This is a genomic window from Acetomicrobium sp. S15 = DSM 107314 (assembly GCF_016125955.1).
Lineage (GTDB): Bacteria > Synergistota > Synergistia > Synergistales > Thermosynergistaceae > Thermosynergistes > Thermosynergistes pyruvativorans.
Genome location: NZ_JADEVE010000173.1, coordinates 38,810 through 61,844 on the forward strand (window position 1 = coordinate 38,810; position 23,035 = coordinate 61,844).

Below are 23,035 nucleotides of genomic sequence, written 5' to 3' on the forward strand. Positions count from 1 at the left end.
GGGAAAGCTATGCAATATACGTTAATGGATTTGCTAAGACAGGCACATATCATCACAGGTCTTAAAGTTCTCAATGCGCAGGAGGCCATCGAGGAGCTCTCAAAAGCGTTATCGGAAACCGGGCATGTAGAACCGGAGTTTGCCGATGATGTGTGGAAGCGCGAAAAGATTTATCCGACGGGCTTGCCCACAAAGCCGGTAGCGGTTGCCATGCCCCACGCAGATCCAAATCACGTGAAACAGTCGGCTATGTGCGTAGGCGTGCTTAAATCGCCTGTAGAGTTCGGCCAAATGGGCACCGATGGCTCTGTGTTGTTAGACGTGCAACTGATATTCCTGTTGGCCATCAAAGAACAGGAGAAGCAGGTTCAGATGATCCAGCAGTTGGTGAGCTTGATTCAATCATCGGAGTTGCTCGAGGCCCTCGTCAAGAGCGAGAGTGCCGAAGAGGCCTTTGCCCTGATTAAGGCTGCATCCATGCAGGTTCAATCACGTGCTTAGCGGCGCGGAGGAATGATGGTTAGAGAGCGGGCGTATTGGGTTTTAGAGAGGACGGAATCTCCCAAGTTTCCCTATAGGCTTTCCATAGTGAGGGGAGAGGGGATATTGCTCTCTTTGCTGGTGGGGGACCGCTGGCCCGGGAGCAAGGGGAATATCTTTTGTCTCAGGGATGACCCACACTTCTCGCCGGAGCCGCTCGAGGAAGTGGAGCGCGTCCCCGTGGTGAACATGAGGCGCTATGGCAAGCGCCTGTCGATAGTCTTGGATAGGACGAGGAGAAAACGCTGCGACTTCCTCTTCCTCGAAAAGCAATACAAAGACGGCAGTGGCACGTATGAACAGATCTTCTGGCAGACCCAGAAAGGTTTGAAGGAGCGCAAGACCAAGACGCGCTTCGCCGTGTACAACAAAGGCGAAGACGCTCTGCACATAGTGATAGATGCGCACGAGCGTTACCCCTGGAGGTTTGCCGGCTGTCGAGAGGAGCGCTCCGTCTTGCCCGCAGGGGATTACGCGTTGCTCGAGGATGACGAGATCGCCGCAGTGGTGGAGCGCAAGACCATGGAGGATATGATCTCTAGCCTTTCGAACCTGCGCATACTCCACCAGGCCGTCAGCGAGCTCGAGGCATACCCCTTATCCGCGCTGGTCATCGAGGCTGAGTATGCCGACTTCTTGAAGCCAGACAAGATTCGCCCGCTGAACCCTTCCTACTGTGCCAGGGCCTTCGCGGAACTCGTCGCCCTTCACGCTTCGGTCATCGTGCATTTCGCCGGCAGCAGAAAGCTGGCCAATCTTTGGACCTTGGCCTTCTTTCGGGCCGTTTCCGGCATAAAAAAAGAGCCGCAGTTTCAGCTTCCTTTGGGAATGCCCGCCTATGTGAGGTCGCCGGCGCTGCAGAGCAGGGTCTCTCTCCGCGTGAGGGACGCATTGAAGGCGTTGCCTGAGGAATTTCGCTTTAGCGAATTGAGGGAAAGGCTCTCCGACGTCCCCGAAGCGGCTCTGCGGCGCGCTTTGAGGGACATGCGCGACCTCGGGCAGGTGGAGTGCAAAGGAAAGGGGAAGACGGCGCGGTGGGTGCAAAATGCGGCTTTTTGAGGGCGCTGTATTTGCTTGCCTCGGTGTGGTGTTGATCTTATGCACAGAGCTTGCCGGCGTTGTCATGGGCGCCGACATTGAAGACCTCTCCTTGCCTCAATGCGCCGCGTTCTACCTCAGAGCCGACTACGATGTGCCGCTGTTGGAGAGCGGCTTACAGCAGAAGCGCGACGAGGAGTGGAATGCGCGTTATTTTTCTCCTTGGACCGCCGATGGATTTGTCCACTCCGTCTCCGACCTCCTCTATCCCTGGAGAGTTTACGGAGATAGAGAAATCTTCGGGGAGAACGGCCGCCCCAGGGGAAGCTCCTGGCTAAGTGGTTTGCTAAGGGGTGCGAATTTTGCCGCCTTCAGGTCGCTCGACAGTAGAGGCGTGATTTTGGAAGAGACAAACCTGCGCGCCCTTCCGACGGAAAAACCGCTGTTTTTGGCCCCTCCCTCTTCGTATGAAGGTTTTCCCTTCGATTACGCCCAAGTCTCTGCCCTCAATGCGGGTGAACCCGTCAGGGTTTCTCACCTCTCCGAGGATCGTTCGTGGGCTTTGGTCGAGACCGGTTACGCCGCCGGTTGGGTTGACTCTCGCCGCGTCGCCGCTGCAGACGACTACTTCGCTGAGATATGCAGCTATGCGAATATGCCCCTCGTGGCGGTTACGAAAGACGGCGTGGCGATGTGCGACTCAAGCGGGCGCTTTCGCTCGCGCACTCGGATAGGCAGCGTCTTTCCGTTAAAAAAGAATCTATTATACGAATACGAGGTTGCGCTCCCGGCGAGCGATGGAGGCATCGGGGCGAAAGTCGTCTCGGGCAGGATCTCGAAAGGCGCGTCCGAGCGCAAACCCATCCCTTTTACGCCTCGGAACGTGGCAAATTTGATCGATGAGATGTTAGGGGCGAGCTACGGCTGGGGTGGCCTATACGGGAATAGGGATTGTTCCGCCGCCGTAAGGGACCTCTTCGCTCCTTTCGGCATTTGGCTCCCCAGGAACTCCGCGGACCAGGCCGCGTGGGGGCGCACGGTGTCGCTCCAGGGATTGCCCAGGGAGGAGAAGGAAAAGAGGATCGTCAAAGAGGGGATACCCTTCGCCACACTCCTCTACAGGGAAGGGCACATCATGCTTTATATAGGCCACTACAGGGGAAGGGCCATGATCTTCCACAATATGTGGGGCATAAAGACACTTGAGGGTGGCGCCGAGGGCAGACATGTGGTGGGCAAGGCGGTCATAACCACCCTCTATCCGGGTGCAGAGCTCGCAGACCTCCACCCCGACGGACTGCTCATCGATGCCATCACGGCGATGACGTCTCTGGTGCCATCCGAGCGAAGCGGGCCTCTCCGTTTTTGAGGTGGATCCACGTTCGCGATAGTGCGACCCAATAGAGGTTGTGGTCGGTTGCAATATGTGGTAATATGGCCACATAAGAGGGGGAGGCGCGATGAAAGATCTGATCGAGCGCAAGGCGGCGATATTGAAGGCTATCTCTCACCCCGTGAGGCTCTCTATCGTGGAAGAGCTTTCTAAGGGGGAACGATGTGCCTGCGAGTTGGCGTCTCTTTTCCCCGTGGATCGGACCACGGTGAGCAAACACTTGGCGCTGTTGCGCCGCTTGGGGATCGTGGAAGACCGAAAGGACGGCCTGAAAATCTACTACCGATTGCGCATGGGTTGCCTCGTAGACCTCCTGCGGTGCCTCGACGGGGTCCTCATAAATGGCGCAAAATGCTGCAGCGATTCGGGTGAAAGGAGGTATAAGTGATGAAGATCCAAATTTTGGGGACTGGGTGTCCAAAGTGCAAAAAGTTGGCGAGCCTCGTCGAGGAAGCTGCTAAGGAATTGGCGTTGGATTATGAACTTGAGAAGGTCACCGACGTCAACGACATCGTCTCTTTTGGGGTCATGTCCACGCCGGCGCTGGCCGTGGATGGCAAAGTCCTCGTATCAGGCAAAGTGCCTTCCGCTCAGGAGGTAAAACAGCTCCTTGAGGAGGCCATAAAATAGCCACAAAACGAGTGTTGCGCGAGGCCAGTTAAACTCCTGCTTTAGGGCAGGGGTTTTAAAAAGCTCTCTATGTGAATTTTATTGCACATATAGATCGAGGAAAGTAGACGAACTTGAGGAGCGAATTCGATGAACGCGGAGCTTAAAAAATTTTCTCATCTTGCCGTTCTGTTTCTCGTTTTTTATTTTATGCCCGTAGATAGCTTGAGGTTACAGAATGCGGCGATCGAAGCCTTGGCCATGACGCACGAATATGCAAGAAAACACGTGCTGCTGTGCCTCGTGCCGGCTTTTTTCATCGCCGGAGCGATCAGCGTCTTCGTCTCTCAGCAGTCGGTCATGCGCTACTTGGGAACGAGCGCGAAACGCTGGGTGGCCTACGCGGTGGCGGCGGTATCCGGTGCGGTCCTGGCGGTCTGCTCCTGCACGGTCTTGCCGATCTTCGCGGGCATCTACAAGCGGGGGGCCGGTTTGGGTCCGGCGTCGGCTTTCCTCTATTCTGGCCCAGCCATCAACGTCTTGGCGATAGTCCTCACCGCGCGCGTCCTGGGGTTGGAATTGGGAGTGGCCAGGGCAGTTGGCGCTATCGGCTTTAGCGTCCTCATCGGTCTGCTGATGGCCTTCGTTTTTCGCCACGATGAGGAGGAGCGACAGCAGGCCTTTGTGGGGCTGTCGATCCCTGAGGCCGCCCGACCTCTGTGGAAAACGGTCTGGTTCATGGCGAGCATGGTCGCCTTTCTGGTATTCGCCAACCTGGCTGCGCCGACCGTGCCTGTGGGCTTTTGGGCTGCCGCATACCGGGCGAAGTGGGTCGTGGCTGGTCTTGCTCTTGTTTCTACAGTCCTTTCGGCTCGTCTTTGGTTCGACAGCGGAGAGAGGGCCGACTGGTATGCCTCTACCTGGAGCTATGCTCTGCAGGTGTTGCCCCTCCTTTTCGGCGGGGTTTTGGTCGCCGGTTTTCTCTTCGGCCGCCCCGGGCACGAAGCCCTGATACCGAACCGCTGGGTGGTAGCCATGGTGGGGGGAAACTCACTCTTCGCCAACCTCTTCGCGGCGGTCGTGGGGGCCTTCATGTACTTTGCCACCTTGACGGAGGTGCCCATCTTGCAGGCGCTCGTCGGCGCGGGGATGGGCAAGGGTCCTGCTCTCTCGCTTTTATTGGCAGGGCCGGCGCTCTCTCTGCCGAGCATGCTCGTCATCCGAAGCGTCATTGGCACAAGGAAGACGGCCGTCTATGTCGCTTTGGTCGTCGTTTTTTCTACCCTCGCCGGCGTGACCTTTGGAGCATTTTTCGGTTGAGACGGGTTTAGACATTGAAATCTCAACGAGGTAAGCCTTTCGATCGCGTATTCGATGTGGCGCTGGGCAGGCTTGGTATATGAAATCTTATGAAAAACAGAGATATTCCGTGATTTGATGAGAAAAGATTATCATATGGCCTATATTTCATGGTTTTTAGGCGGTTACCAATATTATTGGGATTTTTTGGGATTTGACTAAGGTTGACCTACTGACTAATATTAACCTTGGCAATGATCCTTGAAAATTAAAGATTCATAAGGGAGGTGGATCGCGATGGCTCGCAGAGAATTGGCTCGGTATGAAGAACCTACTTCCTTCTCCCTGTTGCCGGAGTTGGATGATTTCTTTAGGAGCTTTTCGAACCTCTTTACGTGGTCGAGCAGGGATGTGCCCCTCGAGATATATGAGGAAGGCGATGAGCTTGTGGTGAAGGTAGACGTCCCTGGCGTGGACCCCGAGAAGGTAGAAGTGAGGGCTTATAAAGATAGAGTGGCGATCAGTTCTCAGGAGGAGAGCGAAGAGGAGAAAGAAGAGGGTCGCAAATACTACTATAAAAAGCGTCGTGGCGCCTTTAGCTACAACGTCGCCCTACCCGCCGAAGTTGATCCCGAGAAAGTGAAGGCGTCGTTCAAGAACGGGGTCATCGAACTGCGCATGGAGAAAGCTCACAAGGACGAGGGTCGCGTGATCAAACTCTCATAGCATAGCAAGTGCACTTCAGGCTATTGAAAGAGGGGGCGGTAAAACCGCCCCCTCTTTTTCGTTGCCTGGTACAGAGCCAGCCTTTAATGTAAAATGGCAAATACGGGTGAGTAAAATCAGCGCACAGGACAGCTCCTCGCATACCGCAGACTACGAAAGGCCGAGCTTTGGACTTAAGCGGGTGTTTTGGAGTGCTCAGGAGATAGAGTAGTAATGCGTGGAGGAGGAGTGCATATGTTTAACATGCAGAGAAGTTTATGGATCGTTACGGCGATCATCATCATCGTCTTATTGGGCTTTCCCTCGTTCGTTCACTTCTATACCGATTATCTGTGGTTTGGCGCTCTCGGCTTCAAAGGTGTCTTTTTGAGGCGCATTTCGTTCGAGGTGGGACTCGGCATACTTGTGGCTGCGGCATCGTTTTTCTTTCTCTTCGCCTGCTGGCGCAGGGCGCGCAAGATCGCCCTCCGCGACGCCTTTGCCTCTTATGATTCCCCATTGGCTCAGCCCGTTGCCGGTTTTGCCATTGCGGGCATATCCGGGATCGTGGCGATTGCCAAAGGTTTGGAGGCACGAACGCAGTGGGAGACGCTGTGGCGTTTCATCCGCGCCGTTTCCTTTGGCAGGGCCGACCCGATCTTCGGCAATGATGTGGGCTTCTATGTCTTTCGCCTTCCCTTCTATAGCTTCCTTCAAGGATGGCTGTTGGCGCTTTTAGGGGTTGCTTTGGCAGGCGCCGCGGTGATTTTGCTCGCAGACCGCGTGAGGGAGAGCAGGGAGGGCGGATCGTTCTGGATCTCTAAGGCGGCACAAGCATATCTCGGGACCCTTGCGGGGGGTATAGCATTGCTGCTATGCGTCGGGCATTGGTTGGGCCGCTACAATCTCCTTTACTCCACTCGGGGCGTCGTCTTTGGCGCCAGCTACACCGACGTCCACGCTGAACTGCTGGCGTTGAATGCGCTCGTGGCCGTCACGGGGATCCTCGCCGTGTTGTTGCCCATCTCAGCTCGGCGGCGCAGCTGGAAAGCTCCTCTCCTGCTTGTGGGTGTGTGGTTAGGCGTGAGTATCGTATTGAGGGGGCTTTATCCCGGCATAGTTCAGCGATATGCGGTCGAACCCAACGAATTTCAGCGCGAACGTCCTTATATAGAGTACAATATCGCCGCGACACTTTATGCCTTCGACTTGGAAAATTTGTCCTCCGTTTCGATGGTTCCCGCCCGTGAGGTTACGGCTAAAGACGTGGAGGAAAACGTCGAGACGCTGCGAAACGTGCGCCTTTGGGACTTTGCTCCTCTTCTTCGAAGCTATCGTCAGCTTCAGGAGATCCGCTCCTATTACGAGTTTTACGGCATCGACGTAGATCGCTATGAGCTTGGTGACGAGAGAAGACAATTGATGCTTTCTCCCAGGGAGTTGGACCTGCGCCAGCTCCAAAACCCCACCTGGGTCAACCTGCACCTCGAGTTCACCCACGGTTACGGAGTGGTGGCAAGTCCCGTGAACGAGGTCACGCCTACTGGACAACCCATCTTCTTCATAAAAGATCTTCCTCCCGTGAGCTCCGTGCCCATACAAGTGGAAAGGCCGCAGATTTATTACGGAGAGAGTCCGTCTTCTTATGTTTTAGTCAAGACGAGCGTTAAGGAGTTCGACTATCCTATGGGTGACGCCAATGTGCGCACCACCTACGAAGGGAGTGGGGGTGTGCCTATCGGGTCTCTGTGGGGGCGGCTATTGTTTGCTACCCGTTTCGGCGATTCGAGGATTCTTTTTACCGATGCGATACTGCCCGAGAGCAGGATTATGTTCTACCGCACGATAAACGAGCGAGTGCGCCGCGTGGCGCCGTTCCTGCGTTATGACGGCGACCCATATCTCGTGATCGCCGAAGGACGGTTGTTCTGGGTTCAGGACGCCTATACCGTTACGGGTCGTTATCCCTACGCGGAACCGATAGTCATATCTGCAGACGGGGGCAGAAGGGAGTGGATCAATTACATTCGAAACAGCGTTAAGGTCGTCGTAGATGCCTATAACGGCAGCTTGGACTTTTACATCGTCGACGAAGAGGATCCTCTCGTGCGTTCTTGGTCTGCCATTTTCCCAGGGCTTTTCAAGTCCTCCTCGGAAATGCCGGCGTGGCTTCTTTCGCACAGGCGTTATCCCATGGATCTCTTCAGGATTCAAAGCGAAGTCTACCGCACGTATCACATGACCGATCCCAACACCTTCTACAACAAGGAGGACCTGTGGGTTTCCCCGGTGAAAGACGGTAAGCCCATGCCCCCTTACTACATCACGATGCGCCTCGCCCAAGAGGACGAGGCGGAGTTTCTTATAGCCACGCCCTTCTTACCCGTCGGCAAGAACAACATGATCGCTTGGATGGCGGGCCGGTGTGACGGCGATAATTACGGGGAGTTGGTGGTATACGATTTTCCCAAACAGGAACTGATCTTCGGCCCCTCGCAAGTGGAGGCCTTGATAGACCAGCATCCGGAAATCTCCAGCCAGCTTTCGCTGTGGAGCCAAAGAGGATCGGATGTGATCAGGGGACAACTCATGGTCATTCCCTTAGGCGATTCGATCCTGTATGTTCAACCCCTTTATCTGCGCGCCGAAAATAGCGACCTGCCGGAGCTCAAGCGCGTGATCGTCTCAACCGGTGGCCGTGTCGCCTGGGCTCAGTATTTCGACGACGCGCTCTCCATCCTTTTGGGCACGGCACCCCCAAGGCGACCGGCGGTAGAAAGCGAAGCTGTCTCTCGGCCGGAAGGGGTCGGTGCTCCCGACGTGTCTTCTCTCGTCAGGGAGGCGAGTGAGTCGTGGACAGAGGCGAAGGAGGCCCTCTCCGATGGAAATTGGGTGGAGTATGGTAAGGCGCTCGAGCGGCTCGAGGAGGCCTTAAGGCGGCTCGAAGAGGCGGTTTACGGGCAAGGAGAGCAAAATCCTTGAACTATTTTCAGATATAGATAAAATGTTGCCATAATTGCGAGGGGTAAAACATGTGGGTCAGGGTGATCCTGCTCTTCGGAGCAGCCTGGTTCGTTCAAGCCTTGCTCGGTTATTTTCAGGTGAAAGATTATCAGAGGGTTACTTTCGAGCTCTCCAAAAAGGGGAAGCTCGTCGTTGGGGCGAAGAGGGGGCGCCTGTCTCGCGGCGCGATACTCGCTATGGCCGTGGATGAAGACGGAAGGATATTGGATTGCAAATACATGAAGGGAATCAGCGTCCTGGCCAGGTTTAAGGGCCTCGACGGACTCGTCGGCAGAAACATGTTCGACGAGTCCGTCGAGCTGTTCCTCGATGAGCCGCTGAAGAAAGCTTACAAAGCGGCCCTCTCTCGCTTCGCTCACATCAAAGAAAAAGGGGGGAGATCGGAGGAAGAGGCTTGATCCCGCACCGGGGAAGACGTAAGAGCATAAGAGTTTACCAAAGGAGGTTTGCACATGGAGTTTCTGGCCAATTTCGCACAGGCATTTATAGGCGTTTTTCAGACCGGGGGCAAGACTTTTGTAGGGCTTTTGACTGGCATCGTACCCACGCTCGTCTGTCTTATGACGGCGGTAAACGCTCTCGTGAAATTCGTGGGTGAGGATAGAGTGAACAGATGGGGAGAGTCTGCGTCGCGCATCGCTCCGTTGCGCTACACCGTAATGCCGGTTATGGCGGTCTTTTTCCTGACGAACCCGATGGCCTACACGTTCGGCCGATTTCTCCCCGAGAAATACAAGCCAGCCTTCTACGACGCAGCCGTTTCGTTCGTCCATCCCATCTTAGGGCTTTTCCCTCACGCTAACCCTGCGGAGCTCTTCGTCTACATGGGGATAGCCCAGGGCATACAGCAGTTGGGCTTGCCAGTGGGCGAGCTCGCCATAAGGTATTTCATCGTCGGTGTCATCGTGATCCTCATAAGGGGCATGGTCACTGAGCGCCTGACGCTTAGGATGGCAAGGCAGCAGGGCATAGAACTTTGAGGAGGGATGGAGAGTGTATAGAGCCGTTCGCGTAGAAAAGGGGCCTGGCGGTTGGGGAGGGCCTTTAGTCATAAAACCCTCTCAAGAAAAGGATAAGATAGTATCCGTGACCGGCGGTGGCATTCACCCGATAGCGAAGCTGATAGCGGACCTCACCGGAGGCGTAGCTGTAGACGGCTTCAGGGGCGCCGTGCCCGAGAGCGAAATCTGTTGCGTCATTATAGATTGTGGCGGCACCGCCCGCTGCGGCGTCTACCCGAGGAAGCGCATCCCCACGATAAACCTCACCCCCGTGGGACAGGTTGGCCCTCTGGCGCAGTTTATAACGGAAGACATATATGTCTCCGGCGTGACCGAGAAAAACGTAATTCTCCTCGAGGGGGAAGAAGGGGCGGTCGCAAGCGCGGCGAGCTCGCCGAGCGCCGCGCCGCGGTCTCCTTTTGAGGCTCCTCGGGCCGCGACTGCTCCGCAGCCGGCTGCCAAGGGAATGGGCAGGATGTTGGAGAGTTTCGGGCGCTTCATGGGCGGTATAGTGGGGACGTTTTATCAGGCGGGAAGGCTTACTATAGACCAGCTCATCAGAAACATCATACCCTTCATGGCCTTTGTCGCCACTATAATAGGGATCATCCTCGCTACCGGTGTCGGCGATGCCATAGCCAACGTTCTCACCCCCCTGGCTGGGACCGTGCCAGGGCTTTTGATCATTTCGGTGATATGCGGCTTCCCGCTCCTATCTCCGCTTTTGGGTCCCGGGGCGGTCATAGCCCAGGTCGTCGGGGTGTTGGTCGGCGTCGAGATAGGGCGCGGCAACATCCCTCCTCAGTATGCTTTGCCGGCCCTCTTCGCCATAAACCCTCAGGTGGGATGCGACTTCATCCCGGTAGGGTTGGGCTTGGGGGAGGCTAAGCCTGAGACCGTTACAGTGGGCGTGAGCGCCATACTCATTTCGAGGCAGTTCACGGGCCCGATATCGGTCCTCATAGCCTACGCCTTCAGCGCTGGTTTATACACGTAAGGGCGACGGTCGTGGTTTGCGCGTAGTCTCTTGTTCCCTGCGGGCGCTTGGATCGCGCCCGCAGGGAAGTTCGGAGGTGTAAATGTGGAGAAATACCGCGTCACGGTGACGAGCATAGGTTCGCAGGTCGAAGAACTGCGAAGTGGCAATATCGTAATACTCTTCGATGAGGGTGCTCCTCCCGAACTCGCCGAGATCTCGGTCCTGCACACCAAGGGCGAGCTGACAGAAGAGATCGAAGCCGGCGATATCCTCCTTTTCGGCGACCTGGAGTATCGTGTCCTTGAAGTGGGATCGAAGGCCAACGAGAACATGGCTTTATTGGGGCATTGTTGCCTCAAATTCGATAGGGATTTGACCTTGTTACACGGCGACATCAGATTAGACGGCACGCCTCCACCTATTGAGGTGGGGCAAGAGATCGTCATATATAAACCATAGACAATAAGAAAGGGAGTGTATAAATGCTTAACCTAAATGCACATTTGGAAGAGCTCGAAGAGATAGGCACGCCCATAGGAATGGGATTGGTGGGCGCAGGGCAAATGGGGAGGGGGCTGGTGAGCCAGCTGTTCCTCATGAAGGGGATAAAGCCGTGCATCGTATGCGACGGTGTCATCGAGAGGGCCATAGAGGCTTACAAGTTCGCCGGCGTGGGCGACGACGATATCAGAGTGGCGGAAAGCGCAGGCGAGGCGCAGGAGGCCTCGGAACGCGGTTACTGGGTCGTTACGCCCGACGTTTCCGTCGTAGCGGAGATGCCGGCGGTTGATGTGGTAGTCGAGGCTACCGGCGTGACGAATGTGGGCGCCCTTGTGGCCTTCAGTTCCATCGCAAACGGCAAACATGTCGTATTGCTAAATGTGGAGACGGACGTCACCGTTGGGCCGATCTTGAAGAAGCTCGCCGACAGCGCCGGTGTCGTTTACACCGCCTCAGCCGGAGACGAACCCGGAGTGGCTAAGGAACTTTACGACTTCGCCAGCGGCCTCGGATTCGAGGTGCTGGTCATCGGCAAGGGCAAGAACAATCCGCTTAACAGGCGCGCCAATCCCGATACGGAGCGGGAGAGAGCCGCCAAAGAGGGCGCAAGCCCCAAGATGCTCGCCTCCTTTAGCGACGGCACGAAGACTATGGTGGAGATGGCCGCGGTGTCGAACGCCACGGGATTTCTCCCGGACGTGCCGGGAATGCACGGCCCGGAAGGCACATGGGCAAACCTCACCCAGGTGCTGCGGTTGAAATCCGAAGGAGGGGTCTTGAACAGGTATGGCGTGGTGGAGTATGTGAACGGCGTAGCCCCCGGCGTCTTCGTCATCGTCACCAGTCCGTCGGATACGATAAAGGCGCAGATGCGATACCTTAAAATGGGGGACGGGCCCAATTACCTGCTATATCGGCCATTTCACCTCACGAGCCTGGAGACGCCCGTTTCGGTCGCTCGCGCTTATCTTTACCGCGAGCCCACAATTGCCCCCCTCGGCGGGTTTTGTTCGGAAGTGGTGGCCGTGGCGAAAAAAGACCTGAAGGCCGGTGAGCGTCTGGACGGCATAGGCATGTATTCCGTTTACGGCCTGATAATGACCGCTGAAGAAGCGCGCAGTAAGAGTGCGCTTCCCATAGGGTTGGTCACGGATAAGGTAAAGATGTTGCGCGACGCAAAAGAGGGCGAAGTGATCACCTACGATGTGGTGGAGCTGGATGAGAGCGCCTTCGTCACCCAGCTTCGCAGGATGCAGGATCAGCTTATCAAGTAGGAGGGATCGATGGTGGAACTGTCCAGGGAAAAGCTGCTTTGGATGTATCAGAAGATGGTCGAGATAAGGAAATTCGACCTGAAAGTGGACGAACTCTTCAAGAAGAACATGATATGGGGAACGTGCCACCTCTACGTCGGAGAAGAGGCTACGGCCGTCGGCACGTGCGCCGCGTTGGAATCCGGCGATTACATAACCAGCACGCACAGAGGTCACGGTCACTGCATCGCCAAGGGCGCGGACATAAAGCGCATGATGGCCGAGCTCCTGGGCAAGGAAACGGGGTACTGCAAAGGCCGCGGCGGTTCGATGCACATCGTGGACGTCTCCACGGGAAACCTCGGAGCTAACGGCATAGTGGGCGCCGGTATCCCGATAGCCACAGGCGCCGCATTGGCCTCGAAGAGGAGAAAGGACGGTAAGGTTACGGTCTGCTTCTTCGGCGACGGAGCTGTCAACGTGGGTCCTTTTCATGAATCTCTCAATATGGCGAGCATATGGAAGTTGCCGGTGGTTTACGTGTGCGAGAACAACCAGTATGCCATGTCAACGTCCGTTCAGAAAGCTACCGCAGTAAGAGACATAGCGGTTAGGGGTCAAAGTTACGACATGCCTGGTGTGGTGGTGGACGGCAACGACGTCATCGCCGTATTTGAAACTGTGAGCGAGGCGGTGAACCGCGCCAGGCGCGGCGAGGGCCCCACGCTCGTAGAGAGCAAAACGTACCGCTTCTTCGGTCACTCCAAGAGCGACCCTCGCGTATACCGCAGCCGCGAAGAGGAACAAATGTGGATGGCGAAAGACCCGATCCCTCGCTTTGCCAATCTCCTAAAAGAAAAGGAGATAGCTACCGAGGAGGAGTTGAAATCCATAGACGAGCTCGTGGACAAGGAGATGGAAGAGGCCCTCGAGTTCGCGCTGAACAGCCCTCTTCCCAAACTTGAAGAGATAGCCAAATACGTTTACGCCTGATGGAGGGGTAGAAGATGACTGAGAGGATGTACATAGACGCCCTCGCTGAGGCCATTAGAGAGGAGTTCGATCGCGACGAGCGCGTCTTCATGATCGGCGAAGACATAGGGGTGTACGGCGGCTCCTTCGGCGTCACGAAGGGGATGTACGAAAAATACAGAGATAAACTGGTGGATACGCCCATATCCGAAGCGAGCATCGTGGGCGTCGGTGTAGGTTGTGCCTTGGTGGGTTTGAGGCCAATCGTGGAGATAATGTTTTCCGACTTCATGATGGACGCTATGGAGTTCATTGTAAACCAGGCGGCCAAACTCTCCTACATGACGGGGGGTCAGCTATGCGTGCCCATGGTAATAAGGAGCCCAATGGGGTCCGGTGCGGGTATGGCGGCCCAGCACTCTCAGAGCCTGCCTGCAATCTTCGCCCACATACCGGGGCTCAAAGTCGTCATGCCTGCGACACCCTATGACGTTAAGGGGCTCCTCAAAGCTGCTGTCAGAGACGACAATCCCGTGATATTTTTGGAGCACAAGCTGCTCTATTGGACGAAGGGAGAGGTGCCGGAAGGGGAGTATCTGGTTCCGCTTGGCAAGGCGGATGTGAAGCGGCAGGGGAGCGATATCACCCTTGTGGCCGGCTCTATTACGGTTCCACGGTCGTTGGAAGCTGCCGATGCGCTGGCTAAAGACGGGATCGAATGCGAAATCGTAGATGTGAGGTCGCTCTCTCCCCTCGACGTGGATACGATCGTTAGCTCCGTGAAGAAGACGGGTAGGCTCGCAATTGTCGAGGACGACAACGAGAACTACGGCTGGGGGGCTGAGGTGGCTGCCAAGATCACCAACAGCGAAGCCTTTGACTTTTTAGATGAACCGATTTTGAGGGTAGCGGGAAAGAATATACCCATACCGTATAGCCCGGAGCTCGAGAAAGCGGCTGTGCCCCAGGTGGAGGACGTGATCTCTGCGGTTAAGGGCGTCTTCTCCGGAAGGGGGTAGAAAGATGGCGACAGTAGTCACGATGCCCAAACTCGGCACCACGATGACGGCCGGCGTGATCCTAAAGTGGCTCAAAAAAGAGGGGGAGCGCGTAGAGAAGGGCGAGCCTCTCCTCGAGATTCAGACCGATAAGGTGAACATGGAAGAGGAAGCCTACGAAAGCGGCGTGCTCTTGAAGATCCTTGTACCGGAAGGGGTTGAGGTGCCTGTAAATCAGCCCATAGCCGTGATAGGTGCTGAGGGCGAAGATATTTCTTCCCTCTTGCGCGAAATTTCAGGTGAGGTGCCGCAAGCCGCAAAAAGCGCAGCCGTAGGGGCTCCTTCTGCTGAAAAAGAAGAGCCGGTCGCCGTTTCGGCCCCTGTGCCAGGGGAAGGAAAACCCAGGGCCACGCCTGCGGCGAGGAGGCTCGCCAGGGAATATGGCATCGACCTTACAACCATAAGAGGGAGCGGCCCACGGGGCAGGGTTCACAGAGCGGATGTGGAGGAATACCTCAAGCGGGCTGTGCCCAGACCGGCTGAAGCACCTGCCGCTGCGGCAAAACAGGTGCCTCAAGTCCCTGGCAAAGTCATTCCGCTCTCCGGCATACGCGGCGTTATCGCCAAAAAGATGAGAGAGAGCGTAAATACGGCCCCGCATTACTTTGTGTTCATGGAGATAGATATGACCGAAGCGCTCAAGGTGCGGGAGCGCATCAATGTAAAGCTTCCAGAGGCAGAGAGGCTCTCCATCAACACGCTCTTGGCCAAGGCGGCAGCTGTTGCGATTTCCGAGTTTCCTGTATTCAACTCCTATGTGGACGGCTCTAACATTGTGTTGAAAGAGGATATCAACATAGGCATAGCCGTAGCCATAGAAGAGGGGATAATCGTCCCGGTCATCAGAAACGTCGACAGGAAGGGCCTGCGAGACGTGGCCCGCGAAGAGAGAGAGCTCATCGCCAGGGCCAGGGCGAAGGCTTTGAAACCGGAGGATTACGAGGGTGGTAGCTTTACAATCTCAAACCTCGGCATGTTCGGCGTTCCGCGCTTTACGGCCATCATAAACCAGCCCGAGGTGGCGATCCTGGCCGTGGGTAAGGTGGCGGACAGAGTGGTCGTCGAGAATGAAGAGATGGTCATACGCCCGATTATGGAGGTGAGCCTATCCTCGGATCATCGGGTAATAGACGGTGCTACAGCGTCGCGCTTCCTGAATCGGCTGAAGGAGATCATGGAAGACCCCATGCAGATGGCCCTTTGACTTTAGGCTAACGGCGGGGGAGCTTCTTTACGAGATAGCCGGCTCCTGTAGTTGGTTGGATAATATACGCAACGCCGATTCCGGTTTATCAGTTGCAGGAATCGGCGTTGCGTATTCTTTACGATTTTTTGTCTATACGAAGCTCTCCGGCTACGGCGAAGTTGGTAAGGGGCATATCGTCGATGATTATCCGCACCGCATCGGGCTTCACGTCGACGGCCCTGCAAATGGCATCCGTAACCTCTTTCACCAGCTTCCTCTTCTGCTCGACGTTTCTGCCCTCCAGCAGATGAATCTCCACTATCGGCATGTCGCAATCCCTCCCCATTCATAATGTCGTTCGCCCGTATTTGCGGGCGCCTCTGCCCATTTATTCTACATGCTTTCGGCAGCTTTGCGTAACAGAGAAAGAGAAGGCCCTAACGGCGACGTAATATGTGTAGAATTAGAGATATATTATAATTGATTCAAATAAGGGAGGGTGGATCGTAGGACCGGAGTAGGTGTGCGCAGTATAACGTTGTGGCTTTTGCTTATATCCTTCTAATGGCATTCAAAACAGTTGAAAGAAGGAGGAAGGGCCATGAGCGATCTGATGCATGAAATAGCCAATTGGTCTAGTGTGAGGAGATACGATAATCGCAGTATACCGGACGAGGTATTACGGCGGATTTTAGATGCCGCGCGGCGCGCCCCGAGTTGGGCAAATGTGCAGTCGTGGCATTTTATAGTAGTAAAGGATCCAAGCACGAAGGCCAAATTGCGTCAGTTGGCCATGGGGCAGAAGTTTATAGAATCGGCAGATGCGGTCGTCGTGTGTTGTGGGGATCTTTCAGCATGGGGCGAAGAGGAGCGGTTGAAGCAGATGCGGCTGCTCTCGCCGGTCCTGGTTGATGACCTTGGCATATCCTTTGACGAGGGTTTCATCAAAAGCTCGCTCAAAGATCCAGCGTATAATCCTGTCCTCCGCGGCAAGGAGATTCTTCTGGCGAGATTGTATGAACAGTTGTCCCTCGCCATTGCCTTCATGATACTTCAGGCGAAGCACGAGGGGGTCGGAAGCTGCATTATCGGGGCTATTGCCAACGAGATGACGGAAATGAATCCGGAGCTATACCGCGAAGTCCGACGCGACCTCAACCTTCCTGAGGATAAGCTGATTTTAACGCTCGTGACATTGGGATACCCGGCCGCTGGTGACCGACTCAAGCCGAGACCTCGCAAGGATTTTGGCGAAGTTGTATCTCGGGAGAGATATGGCACTCCATTTTAAAGAGGATGCGCAAACGAAAGGCCATCGAAGCGGTTGTTTTTTTATAACGCACCTTCTTTACGGATAGACTTAAAAGAGCTAAGGAGAGAAAGACATGAGGCGTTTTCATATAGCGGTCACGTTTGACATCGGCGAGAAAGAAAAGGAGCTGCTCCTAAAGGCGTTCTCCGGAGAGGTGACCCTTACTTTCCTCACCGAGATGAACGAGCGAGATAGAAAAGAAGCCCTATCTACTGCGGAGGTTCTGTTAGCCTGGAACCTCCCAAGGGAACTAAAAAAAGAAGAGTATCAATTGCTGCGCCGGCTGCGCTTCATCCAGCTCCTTTCCGCCGGCGCCGACCACCTGCCCTTTGACGATATTCCTCCAGGTGTAAAGATAGCGAGCAATGTGGGCGCCTACGCCGAACCGATGGCAGAGCACGTCTTGGCTATGACGCTGGCGCTGTCAAAGCACCTCCTTGAAAATCACAAAAAGTTGGCGCAAGGTGAGTTCAACCAGTTCGAAGCGAACAAGATGCTTTCCGGCTCGACGGTCGGCATCATCGGCTTTGGAGGCATCGGGCGCGCATCTGCTAAGCTCTTTCGTTGTCTCGGGTGTCGTATCTACGCCATTAATACAAGCGGCAAAACCGAAGAAGAGGTCGATTTCATCGGGACCCTGAAGGACCTTGATCATGTCTTAAGGGAGTCCGATGTCGTCGTCCTTTCGATTGCATTGAACAAACAGACCTATAACCTCATCGGCAAGCGCGAGTTGGAGCGGATGAAACGCGAGTGCATCTTGGTGAACGTAGCGCGAGGCGCCCTGATCGACGAGGAAGCCCTCTACGAACACCTAAAGAACAACCCCGATTTTATGGCCGGCATCGACGCGTGGTGGGTTGAGCCGTTTGGCAAGGGACGTTTCCAGATGGATCACCCATTTTGCGATCTGCCCAATTTTCTCGGTTCGCCGCACAATTCTTCAATGGTGCCGGGGGTTATTCCCAAGGCCACTGCCCTGGCGGCGCAGAATATACTCAAGTTTTTACATGGAGAGGAAATACGCGGGGTAGTATCGCGTGAACAATACTTGTAATAAAGGAGGGAAACTCACAATGAACTGTGAAAGATTAAAAGGTCGGGTAGCACTCGTTACAGGAGGCGGTCGTGGGATCGGCAAAGCCATCGCGAAGCGCCTTTATCAGGAAAAGGCCGACGTCGTAATCTGCGGCACCACGGAGGACGTGTTAAAGCGAGCAGCCGAAGAGGTTGCAACTGACGGGCGTGAGGTATTACCGATCGTATGTGACGTTTCGGATGCAAAGCAGGTAAGGGCAATGGTGAAAAAGGCCCGCGAGCGCTTCGGCAAGGTGGACATACTCGTAAATAATGCAGCCATAATGCTCAGGCACATAGGTTTTGAGCGGGCTGTGCGGCCATTTTACGAATTGGACGAGGCCGATTGGGATAGAGTTATGGCTGTAAATGTCAAAGGCATGTGGCTGTGTGCGCGCGAGGTCTTCCCGGACATGCGTTCACAGGGCTGGGGCCGTATCATAAATATAGCCTCTGACACCGTTTATATTGGGCGGGGCAACGGCCTTCAATACATTACTTCCAAAGCAGCAGTAGTTGGGCTCACAAGGGCGCTTGCCTTCGAGGTGGGGCAATTTGGCATTACAGTTAATGCAATTTCGCCCGGATTGACGCAGAGCGAGACGGTTCGGGAAAACGACTTCGGGCAGATGAGCGAGGAGCTGGCCAAAAACTCGGCCATACCGAGGCTTGAATACCCTGAGGATTTAGTCGGAACTGCGGCTTGGCTTGCCTCAGACGATGCTGCCTTCGTGACAGGACAGACCATAAGCGTATCCGGAGGCTTAAGCCTGCATTAAACTATGAAGCAAGCGACCACGTGGGACAATCGCTGCCCCACGTGGTCGGCATTGGCTACGCTACAAGTTTTTAAGAAACGTTAGCTGACTTATTTACAAGCAGGAACTTCCTCTGTCTTTGGGGGTTTTATTCTGTCCGGAGTCTTCTGGAATTTCCTCGAGCTCAATATTGCAGCAACAACATGAATTCTTTTTGGCTTTTCTTTCCCGATAAGACGTGCAAACACCCCCCTTTTTCTCCTTTTCGTTATTATTTTGCATATTTCCCGACTTCCGCACATTTAATGCCTAAACCCTTGTAAACACAGGATTCTTAAAAAATATAGGCACTACAATGCCCATTCCCAAGGGTTTATCCTCCCTAAGCTATGCCTGTTCCTATACCTTTCGAGCGACGTAATTATTGTCGGCTTAGGATCTCTCTTCAACCCCACTGCGCCGTATATCTTTTTCGCTTCTGGGCTCATGGCTCTGGGAAACCTGTATATCGTGCCCGTCGAAGAGTCTTTCATTATGACGCTATCCACCTTGGATAAGACCTGCCTCACTTCGTCCAAGGAGTAAGACTTGCCCTTACAGAGTTTGAGCCTGTGCTCTAAGTGCCTTTGAAGCGTAAAGGCTATATAGCAGATGGCTATGTGAGATTCTATCCTCTCCTTCTTCCAGTGAAAGATGGGTCTAAAGCGCAAGGGCCCTTTGGCCACCCTGAAGGATTCCTCTATCTTCCAGAAGTTTTTGTAATATTGCAATACCTCGGGGATATCCTCTCTTCTGACATTCATGTTGGTGACTATCCCGCTTGTTCCATCCCAGGAGGCATCCTCTGCCACCTTCGCCTCATCGAGATCGTAGATCGGGCGGCGCGTTCGAGTTGCTTTGGCGAGCTGGACAAGTATATAAACTATATAATTAGCATGCTGCATAAGGAACAAAAGCATGATATAGGGGCAACACGAAGCTAATTAAAATCTGACAGGCTCACTAAAAATCTTCCACCCAAAGCAAATAATCGAATTTATCCTTAAGAGCGTTGTAAAGTTTCTTATCTGCAGTGACAAGGGGAGCTTTTTGAGCTTGGGCCAAGGCCAGGTAGGCCGAGTCGTAAGCCGAACGGTCGTAAAGATGAGCTATCTTTAACGTTTCGATGCAAGAGACTTGATTTTCGGGGATACTCATAAACTCAAATTCTCTCAGCGCCCTTTCGGCATCGCTCGGCTTTGTCCTGCTGATCTTAAGAGCTCTCCATATGGCATTGGTAACTTCATACTTCAGAAGTGGCACGGTGAGCAGCTTCAAGTCATCCAAGAGGAACTGGGACAACAGCCGCAATGCAGGGTCTCTATGTGGTTCGTCCGGCAGCAGGCTGGCAATTACCACCGAAGCATCCACAGTCAGCTTAGTCACTACGGGTCTCCAACTCTTCTCTTGATGGGTAATATATGTCCTCCAGCGTCAGCCCCTTGAACTCCTCACCTAACTCGACCCACTTCTTGAGGGTCTGCCTCCTTAAGCTGGCTACAGCGGCTTCCTCCAGAAATTCGCTCCTCTTGCGAGGGCCCACAATTCCGTCGATCTGCTGGATCACCTTTTTTGAAAGGTTAACCTGCGTTCTGCGCTTTTGGTTTTCTTTCATTTAACCGCCCCTTTATGGGTTATTTTTTACAGCTAAATTATACATCATAATTAGCCGACTGATACCAGTTGGGCCCGCACTGTGCGTTTGTTCTCGTTGCCATGTGCGTCACTGTTTTGAACGCTCTCAGAGGGGTTACACATTGCGCTTGACAAATCCTGACCATACTCATATAATACTTCTCGTCAAAAAAGGTCAAAGTAGGGGGTCAAAGCCGTATGTCCAGTCTTACCGAGAGCATAGAAGAATATATCCTGAAGCTCTTAGAAGAAAGGGAGAGCGACTTTGTCCTCTTGAGGCGAAAAGACATAGCGGAATATTTCGGCTGTGTCCCGAGCCAGATCAACTACGTCTTGCGCAGTCGCTTTACCCCTGAGCTCGGCTTTTTGGTGGAAAGCCAGAGGGGTGGGCATGGCTATATTCGCGTAACTCGGGTTTGTTTTTCCGATCCGGAAGAGAAGATCAATCACGTAGAAGAGCTGGTCGGAGACGCGGTTTCCGAACAGGAGGCAAAACGCCTTTTGGGCAACCTGCAGCGTCGCGGCTTGCTTTCCGTGCGCGAGAGACTCATCGTCGAGGTGGTTTTACGCTTTTTGGGGGAGCTGGGCTCAACATTGTTCGACCTGTCTCCTTACAAAAGGGATGCTATCAACGCTGAGGTGCTCAAAAGGGTCCTAAGGAGCCTTATAGTGGCGTAAAGGGGGGCGAAGCCAACGAAGTGCGATCGTTGTCATACGAAAAATGCCACAGTTTATATAAAACAAGCGGTCGATGGCGAAGTAAAAGAATATCATCTCTGCGATGAATGCGCTCGCAACATGGAGGCGGATAAGCTCTTCCCGGAGTTCGGGCAGTTGGATTCGGCTTTCGGTAGTCTCTTGAGTTCCCTGTGGGAGCCTTTCGTGCCCGAAAAAGTGAGTTCGCACCATCTAACGAAGAAAAAGGTCGTTTCGTGTCCCAAATGCGGGTTAGATTTGGCCGGCTTTCAACAGGTAGGCAAGTTCGGCTGCGCCAGGTGTTACGAAACATTTAAAGAGTATATTAATCCCTTGGTGAGGAAGATTCACGGGGCTGATGTCCATCGTGGCCTTCGCCCTGGGAGAAAGCGCGCGGCAAAAGGTGCCCCACTTGACGAACTCGACGCCCTTCGCAGAGAGCTCCAGGAAGCCGTCGAGAAAGAGGAATACGAACGGGCGGCTCAGTTGAGAGATCGCATTCGCACCTTGGAGGGAAGATCCGGTCATGACGCTTGAGGAGATCGTCAAATATCCGCTTGAATGGACTAAGGGTAAGGGAGAGAGGTCAGATGTGGCGATCTCAAGCCGCATCCGGTTGGCGAGGAACATCGCCGCTTACCGTTTTCCCGTTCGCTGCGATGCCGGGGAGCTGAAGGAGATCGCCGATGCCATATCAAAGGTCTTGACTGCCTCTCCTATGTTGAAGCGAAGCAAATATGTCGCAATAGACGATCTCTCTCCCCTGGCGCGTCAAGTCCTGGTGGAAGATCACCTCATAAGCCCTGAGTTCGCCAAGGGAGGCGCGGGGCGCATGGTAGCCCTCGACGAGCGCGGCTTGGTTAGCATAATGGTCAACGAAGAAGAACACCTGCGCATCCAGGTGATCATGGGGGGGTTGAACCTCCAGGAGGTGTGGCGAATAGCTCAGGCCATCGATGAAGAATTGGAAGCCTTAGGATACGCTTTCGACGAGCGCTTGGGTTTTCTGACTTCATGCCCTACAAATGTGGGAACGGGCATGAGGGCCTCCGTCATGGTTCATATTCCCGCCTTGGAGCAGATGCGCTCCTGCGGCTCCTTGATCAGGGAGTGCAACAGGCTCGGTCTTACCGTGCGCGGTACCTATGGAGAGGGGACCGAGGCCGAAGGCGCGCTCTATCAGATCTCTAACCAGGTTACGCTTGGCCTGAGCGAGGAGGAACTGATAGAAAAGGTCTCGTCCGTCGTCGCACAGGTGGCGGATCAAGAGGAAGCGGCCAGACAGGAATTGTTGCGAAGGCAGGGAATTAAGCTTGAAGACGAGATGTGGCGGTCCTGGGGTGCGCTGCGCTATGCCAGGCTCGTGAGCAGCCGCGAGGCCTTGAAGCACCTTTCCCTCGTGAAGATGGGAAGCGATTTGGGGATTACGCCACACCTCGATGTGGAGGAGTGGAACAGTTTGATCCTAAACATTCAGCCTGCGCACGTAGAGGCCTTTGCCGGCAGGGCGCTCAGTCCCGAGGAAAGGGATGTGGCAAGGGGTAATTTTTTGCGCGGGCGCTTAAAGATGATAAATGAGGAGTGATAGCAATGTGGCAATTTTTTACAGAAAGAGCAAAAAGGGTTATACAGTTGGCACACAGAGAGGCCTTGCGCCTCGGACATGACGTTATAGGCACCGAGCACCTGCTCTTGGGGCTTATCGCCGAGGGCGAGGGCGTAGCCGCTCAAGTCCTCACGTCCATGGGAGTGGAGTTGCAATGAGTCAGTCAGCCGGTGGTGGCTTTAGATCGCAAGAGAACACGGCTGAAAACCACTCACCAACGAGCATGAAAATGCCTTGGACAGTGTCGGTCCAGGCTACGCCGCGCATGCCCCCGAGCCAAGTGATAAAGACCATTAAAAAGATAAATATTATGAGCCCTTGGGTAAAGCCTATGCGCCCATCGCTTACAGATCT

Annotated in this window: 27 protein-coding genes and 1 pseudogene; 23 read left to right on the forward strand and 5 right to left on the reverse strand. The window is 54.5% G+C overall.

The window, feature by feature from the left end; translation table 11 throughout:
- Positions 1 to 9 precede the first annotated feature (9 nt).
- From EZM41_RS04380 to EZM41_RS04455, 16 genes are all read left to right on the forward strand, one after another.
- Positions 10 to 501 (forward strand): PTS sugar transporter subunit IIA, encoded by a 492-nt coding sequence (locus EZM41_RS04380; protein WP_198469899.1) that lies wholly within the window; start codon positions 10 to 12, stop codon positions 499 to 501.
- Positions 502 to 513: 12 nt separating this feature from the next.
- Positions 514 to 1,599, forward strand: coding sequence for an ERCC4 domain-containing protein (locus tag EZM41_RS04385; RefSeq protein WP_198469901.1), 1,086 nt, complete (start codon positions 514 to 516; stop codon positions 1,597 to 1,599).
- Complete coding sequence (locus tag EZM41_RS04390) at positions 1,586 to 2,947, forward strand: SH3 domain-containing C40 family peptidase (RefSeq protein ID WP_198469903.1); 1,362 nt, start codon at positions 1,586 to 1,588, stop codon at positions 2,945 to 2,947. Before EZM41_RS04385 ends, EZM41_RS04390 begins: the two co-directional genes overlap by 14 nt.
- Before the next feature lie 91 nt (positions 2,948 to 3,038).
- Positions 3,039 to 3,359 carry an ArsR/SmtB family transcription factor gene (locus EZM41_RS04395; RefSeq protein ID WP_198469905.1) on the forward strand — a complete coding sequence of 107 codons (321 nt, stop codon included), beginning with the start codon at positions 3,039 to 3,041 and terminating at the stop codon, positions 3,357 to 3,359.
- Complete coding sequence (locus EZM41_RS04400; protein WP_198469907.1) at positions 3,359 to 3,601, forward strand: thioredoxin family protein; 243 nt, start codon at positions 3,359 to 3,361, stop codon at positions 3,599 to 3,601. Before EZM41_RS04395 ends, EZM41_RS04400 begins: the two co-directional genes overlap by 1 nt.
- Positions 3,602 to 3,730: 129 nt before the next feature.
- On the forward strand, positions 3,731 to 4,900 hold the full coding sequence (locus EZM41_RS04405) for a permease (protein ID WP_198469908.1): 1,170 nt from the start codon (positions 3,731 to 3,733) through the stop codon (positions 4,898 to 4,900).
- A gap of 276 nt (positions 4,901 to 5,176) precedes the next feature.
- Positions 5,177 to 5,605: an Hsp20/alpha crystallin family protein gene (locus EZM41_RS04410; RefSeq protein ID WP_198469910.1), complete on the forward strand. Its 429-nt coding sequence runs from the start codon at positions 5,177 to 5,179 to the stop codon at positions 5,603 to 5,605.
- A gap of 234 nt (positions 5,606 to 5,839) precedes the next feature.
- Entirely contained in the window at positions 5,840 to 8,566 is a 2,727-nt protein-coding gene (locus tag EZM41_RS04415; protein WP_198469913.1) for a UPF0182 family membrane protein, read from the forward strand.
- Between the two features lie 50 nt (positions 8,567 to 8,616).
- Complete coding sequence (locus EZM41_RS04420; protein ID WP_198469915.1) at positions 8,617 to 9,006, forward strand: transcriptional regulator GutM; 390 nt, start codon at positions 8,617 to 8,619, stop codon at positions 9,004 to 9,006.
- 54 nt (positions 9,007 to 9,060) lie between these two features.
- Positions 9,061 to 9,588 carry a PTS glucitol/sorbitol transporter subunit IIC gene (gene srlA / locus EZM41_RS04425; RefSeq protein ID WP_198469917.1) on the forward strand — a complete coding sequence of 176 codons (528 nt, stop codon included), beginning with the start codon at positions 9,061 to 9,063 and terminating at the stop codon, positions 9,586 to 9,588.
- 13 nt (positions 9,589 to 9,601) lie between these two features.
- Entirely contained in the window at positions 9,602 to 10,606 is a 1,005-nt protein-coding gene (gene srlE, locus EZM41_RS14310) for a PTS glucitol/sorbitol transporter subunit IIB (protein WP_198469918.1), read from the forward strand.
- An 84-nt stretch (positions 10,607 to 10,690) separates the two neighbouring features.
- On the forward strand, positions 10,691 to 11,047 hold the full coding sequence (locus EZM41_RS04435; protein ID WP_198469920.1) for a PTS glucitol/sorbitol transporter subunit IIA: 357 nt from the start codon (positions 10,691 to 10,693) through the stop codon (positions 11,045 to 11,047).
- A 23-nt stretch (positions 11,048 to 11,070) separates the two neighbouring features.
- The gene (locus tag EZM41_RS04440) at positions 11,071 to 12,363 is read left to right on the forward strand and encodes an NAD(P)H-dependent oxidoreductase (protein WP_198469922.1); all 1,293 of its coding nucleotides are present in this window, start codon (positions 11,071 to 11,073) and stop codon (positions 12,361 to 12,363) included.
- A 9-nt stretch (positions 12,364 to 12,372) separates the two neighbouring features.
- Positions 12,373 to 13,335, forward strand: a complete 963-nt coding sequence (pdhA, locus tag EZM41_RS04445; RefSeq protein WP_198469924.1) for a pyruvate dehydrogenase (acetyl-transferring) E1 component subunit alpha — start codon at positions 12,373 to 12,375, stop codon at positions 13,333 to 13,335.
- Between the two features lie 14 nt (positions 13,336 to 13,349).
- Complete coding sequence (locus EZM41_RS04450; protein ID WP_198469926.1) at positions 13,350 to 14,333, forward strand: alpha-ketoacid dehydrogenase subunit beta; 984 nt, start codon at positions 13,350 to 13,352, stop codon at positions 14,331 to 14,333.
- Positions 14,334 to 14,337: 4 nt separating this feature from the next.
- Positions 14,338 to 15,576 (forward strand): dihydrolipoamide acetyltransferase family protein, encoded by a 1,239-nt coding sequence (locus EZM41_RS04455; protein WP_198469927.1) that lies wholly within the window; start codon positions 14,338 to 14,340, stop codon positions 15,574 to 15,576.
- A gap of 118 nt (positions 15,577 to 15,694) precedes the next feature.
- Here the strand turns inward: EZM41_RS04455 and EZM41_RS04460 are convergent, their stop codons facing one another.
- Positions 15,695 to 15,904 carry a 2-hydroxymuconate tautomerase gene (locus EZM41_RS04460; RefSeq protein WP_269778852.1) on the reverse strand — a complete coding sequence of 70 codons (210 nt, stop codon included), beginning with the start codon at positions 15,902 to 15,904 and terminating at the stop codon, positions 15,695 to 15,697.
- A 255-nt stretch (positions 15,905 to 16,159) separates the two neighbouring features.
- Between EZM41_RS04460 and EZM41_RS04465 the strand changes: the two genes are divergently transcribed.
- The 3 genes from EZM41_RS04465 to EZM41_RS04475 all read left to right on the forward strand — a co-directional run bounded on the left by EZM41_RS04465 (position 16,160) and on the right by EZM41_RS04475 (position 18,726).
- Positions 16,160 to 16,849, forward strand: a complete 690-nt coding sequence (locus EZM41_RS04465; RefSeq protein ID WP_198469931.1) for a nitroreductase family protein — start codon at positions 16,160 to 16,162, stop codon at positions 16,847 to 16,849.
- 94 nt (positions 16,850 to 16,943) lie between these two features.
- Positions 16,944 to 17,927, forward strand: a complete 984-nt coding sequence (locus tag EZM41_RS04470; protein WP_198469933.1) for a 2-hydroxyacid dehydrogenase — start codon at positions 16,944 to 16,946, stop codon at positions 17,925 to 17,927.
- Between the two features lie 19 nt (positions 17,928 to 17,946).
- Positions 17,947 to 18,726, forward strand: coding sequence for an SDR family NAD(P)-dependent oxidoreductase (locus tag EZM41_RS04475; RefSeq protein ID WP_198469935.1), 780 nt, complete (start codon positions 17,947 to 17,949; stop codon positions 18,724 to 18,726).
- 329 nt (positions 18,727 to 19,055) lie between these two features.
- On the opposite strand, the gene EZM41_RS04480 is transcribed toward EZM41_RS04475, so the two are convergent.
- From EZM41_RS04480 to EZM41_RS04490, 3 genes are read right to left on the reverse strand one after another with little or no spacing between them, the layout of a single operon-like run.
- Entirely contained in the window at positions 19,056 to 19,664 is a 609-nt protein-coding gene (locus tag EZM41_RS04480) for an IS1634 family transposase (RefSeq protein WP_446697812.1), read from the reverse strand.
- 43 nt (positions 19,665 to 19,707) lie between these two features.
- The gene (locus EZM41_RS04485) at positions 19,708 to 20,130 is read right to left on the reverse strand and encodes a PIN domain-containing protein (protein ID WP_198469939.1); all 423 of its coding nucleotides are present in this window, start codon (positions 20,128 to 20,130) and stop codon (positions 19,708 to 19,710) included.
- A complete protein-coding gene (locus EZM41_RS04490; RefSeq protein WP_198469941.1) occupies positions 20,123 to 20,359 on the reverse strand; it encodes a hypothetical protein in 237 nt (78 codons plus the stop codon). The genes EZM41_RS04485 and EZM41_RS04490 overlap by 8 nt, the downstream gene beginning before the upstream one ends.
- Before the next feature lie 218 nt (positions 20,360 to 20,577).
- Here EZM41_RS04490 and EZM41_RS04495 point away from each other — a divergent pair, with 218 nt between their 5' ends.
- From EZM41_RS04495 to EZM41_RS04510, 4 genes and pseudogenes are all read left to right on the forward strand, one after another.
- On the forward strand, positions 20,578 to 21,057 hold the full coding sequence (locus EZM41_RS04495; RefSeq protein ID WP_198469942.1) for a CtsR family transcriptional regulator: 480 nt from the start codon (positions 20,578 to 20,580) through the stop codon (positions 21,055 to 21,057).
- Positions 21,058 to 21,177: 120 nt separating this feature from the next.
- Positions 21,178 to 21,612: a UvrB/UvrC motif-containing protein gene (locus EZM41_RS04500; RefSeq protein ID WP_232619058.1), complete on the forward strand. Its 435-nt coding sequence runs from the start codon at positions 21,178 to 21,180 to the stop codon at positions 21,610 to 21,612.
- Positions 21,602 to 22,660 (forward strand): protein arginine kinase, encoded by a 1,059-nt coding sequence (locus tag EZM41_RS04505; RefSeq protein ID WP_198469944.1) that lies wholly within the window; start codon positions 21,602 to 21,604, stop codon positions 22,658 to 22,660. The genes EZM41_RS04500 and EZM41_RS04505 overlap by 11 nt, the downstream gene beginning before the upstream one ends.
- Before the next feature lie 5 nt (positions 22,661 to 22,665).
- Positions 22,666 to 22,833: pseudogene (locus EZM41_RS04510) on the forward strand (Clp protease N-terminal domain-containing protein); the annotation flags it as partial.
- A 7-nt stretch (positions 22,834 to 22,840) separates the two neighbouring features.
- On the opposite strand, the gene EZM41_RS04515 reads toward EZM41_RS04510, so the two are convergent.
- On the reverse strand, positions 22,841 to 23,035 hold a 195-nt coding region (locus EZM41_RS04515; RefSeq protein ID WP_198469946.1), incomplete at its 5' end, for a sodium:solute symporter family transporter.

What these genes read in the sequence shown, in the direction of transcription:
- EZM41_RS04380 (WP_198469899.1), top strand. Translation starts at nt 10, where the DNA reads ATGCAATATACGTTAATGGATTTGCTAAGACAGGCACATATCATCACA.
- EZM41_RS04385 (WP_198469901.1), top strand. Translation starts at nt 514, where the DNA reads ATGATGGTTAGAGAGCGGGCGTATTGGGTTTTAGAGAGGACGGAATCT.
- EZM41_RS04390 (WP_198469903.1), top strand. Translation starts at nt 1,586, where the DNA reads ATGCGGCTTTTTGAGGGCGCTGTATTTGCTTGCCTCGGTGTGGTGTTG.
- EZM41_RS04395 (WP_198469905.1), top strand. Translation starts at nt 3,039, where the DNA reads ATGAAAGATCTGATCGAGCGCAAGGCGGCGATATTGAAGGCTATCTCT.
- EZM41_RS04400 (WP_198469907.1), top strand. Translation starts at nt 3,359, where the DNA reads ATGAAGATCCAAATTTTGGGGACTGGGTGTCCAAAGTGCAAAAAGTTG.
- EZM41_RS04405 (WP_198469908.1), top strand. Translation starts at nt 3,731, where the DNA reads ATGAACGCGGAGCTTAAAAAATTTTCTCATCTTGCCGTTCTGTTTCTC.
- EZM41_RS04410 (WP_198469910.1), top strand. Translation starts at nt 5,177, where the DNA reads ATGGCTCGCAGAGAATTGGCTCGGTATGAAGAACCTACTTCCTTCTCC.
- EZM41_RS04415 (WP_198469913.1), top strand. Translation starts at nt 5,840, where the DNA reads ATGTTTAACATGCAGAGAAGTTTATGGATCGTTACGGCGATCATCATC.
- EZM41_RS04420 (WP_198469915.1), top strand. Translation starts at nt 8,617, where the DNA reads ATGTGGGTCAGGGTGATCCTGCTCTTCGGAGCAGCCTGGTTCGTTCAA.
- srlA (WP_198469917.1), top strand. Translation starts at nt 9,061, where the DNA reads ATGGAGTTTCTGGCCAATTTCGCACAGGCATTTATAGGCGTTTTTCAG.
- EZM41_RS04440 (WP_198469922.1), top strand. Translation starts at nt 11,071, where the DNA reads ATGCTTAACCTAAATGCACATTTGGAAGAGCTCGAAGAGATAGGCACG.
- pdhA (WP_198469924.1), top strand. Translation starts at nt 12,373, where the DNA reads ATGGTGGAACTGTCCAGGGAAAAGCTGCTTTGGATGTATCAGAAGATG.
- EZM41_RS04450 (WP_198469926.1), top strand. Translation starts at nt 13,350, where the DNA reads ATGACTGAGAGGATGTACATAGACGCCCTCGCTGAGGCCATTAGAGAG.
- EZM41_RS04455 (WP_198469927.1), top strand. Translation starts at nt 14,338, where the DNA reads ATGGCGACAGTAGTCACGATGCCCAAACTCGGCACCACGATGACGGCC.
- EZM41_RS04460 (WP_269778852.1), bottom strand. Translation starts at nt 15,904, where the DNA reads ATGGGGAGGGATTGCGACATGCCGATAGTGGAGATTCATCTGCTGGAG.
- EZM41_RS04465 (WP_198469931.1), top strand. Translation starts at nt 16,160, where the DNA reads ATGAGCGATCTGATGCATGAAATAGCCAATTGGTCTAGTGTGAGGAGA.
- EZM41_RS04470 (WP_198469933.1), top strand. Translation starts at nt 16,944, where the DNA reads ATGAGGCGTTTTCATATAGCGGTCACGTTTGACATCGGCGAGAAAGAA.
- EZM41_RS04475 (WP_198469935.1), top strand. Translation starts at nt 17,947, where the DNA reads ATGAACTGTGAAAGATTAAAAGGTCGGGTAGCACTCGTTACAGGAGGC.
- EZM41_RS04480 (WP_446697812.1), bottom strand. Translation starts at nt 19,664, where the DNA reads ATGCTTTTGTTCCTTATGCAGCATGCTAATTATATAGTTTATATACTT.
- EZM41_RS04490 (WP_198469941.1), bottom strand. Translation starts at nt 20,359, where the DNA reads ATGAAAGAAAACCAAAAGCGCAGAACGCAGGTTAACCTTTCAAAAAAG.
- EZM41_RS04495 (WP_198469942.1), top strand. Translation starts at nt 20,578, where the DNA reads ATGTCCAGTCTTACCGAGAGCATAGAAGAATATATCCTGAAGCTCTTA.
- EZM41_RS04500 (WP_232619058.1), top strand. Translation starts at nt 21,178, where the DNA reads ATGGAGGCGGATAAGCTCTTCCCGGAGTTCGGGCAGTTGGATTCGGCT.
- EZM41_RS04505 (WP_198469944.1), top strand. Translation starts at nt 21,602, where the DNA reads ATGACGCTTGAGGAGATCGTCAAATATCCGCTTGAATGGACTAAGGGT.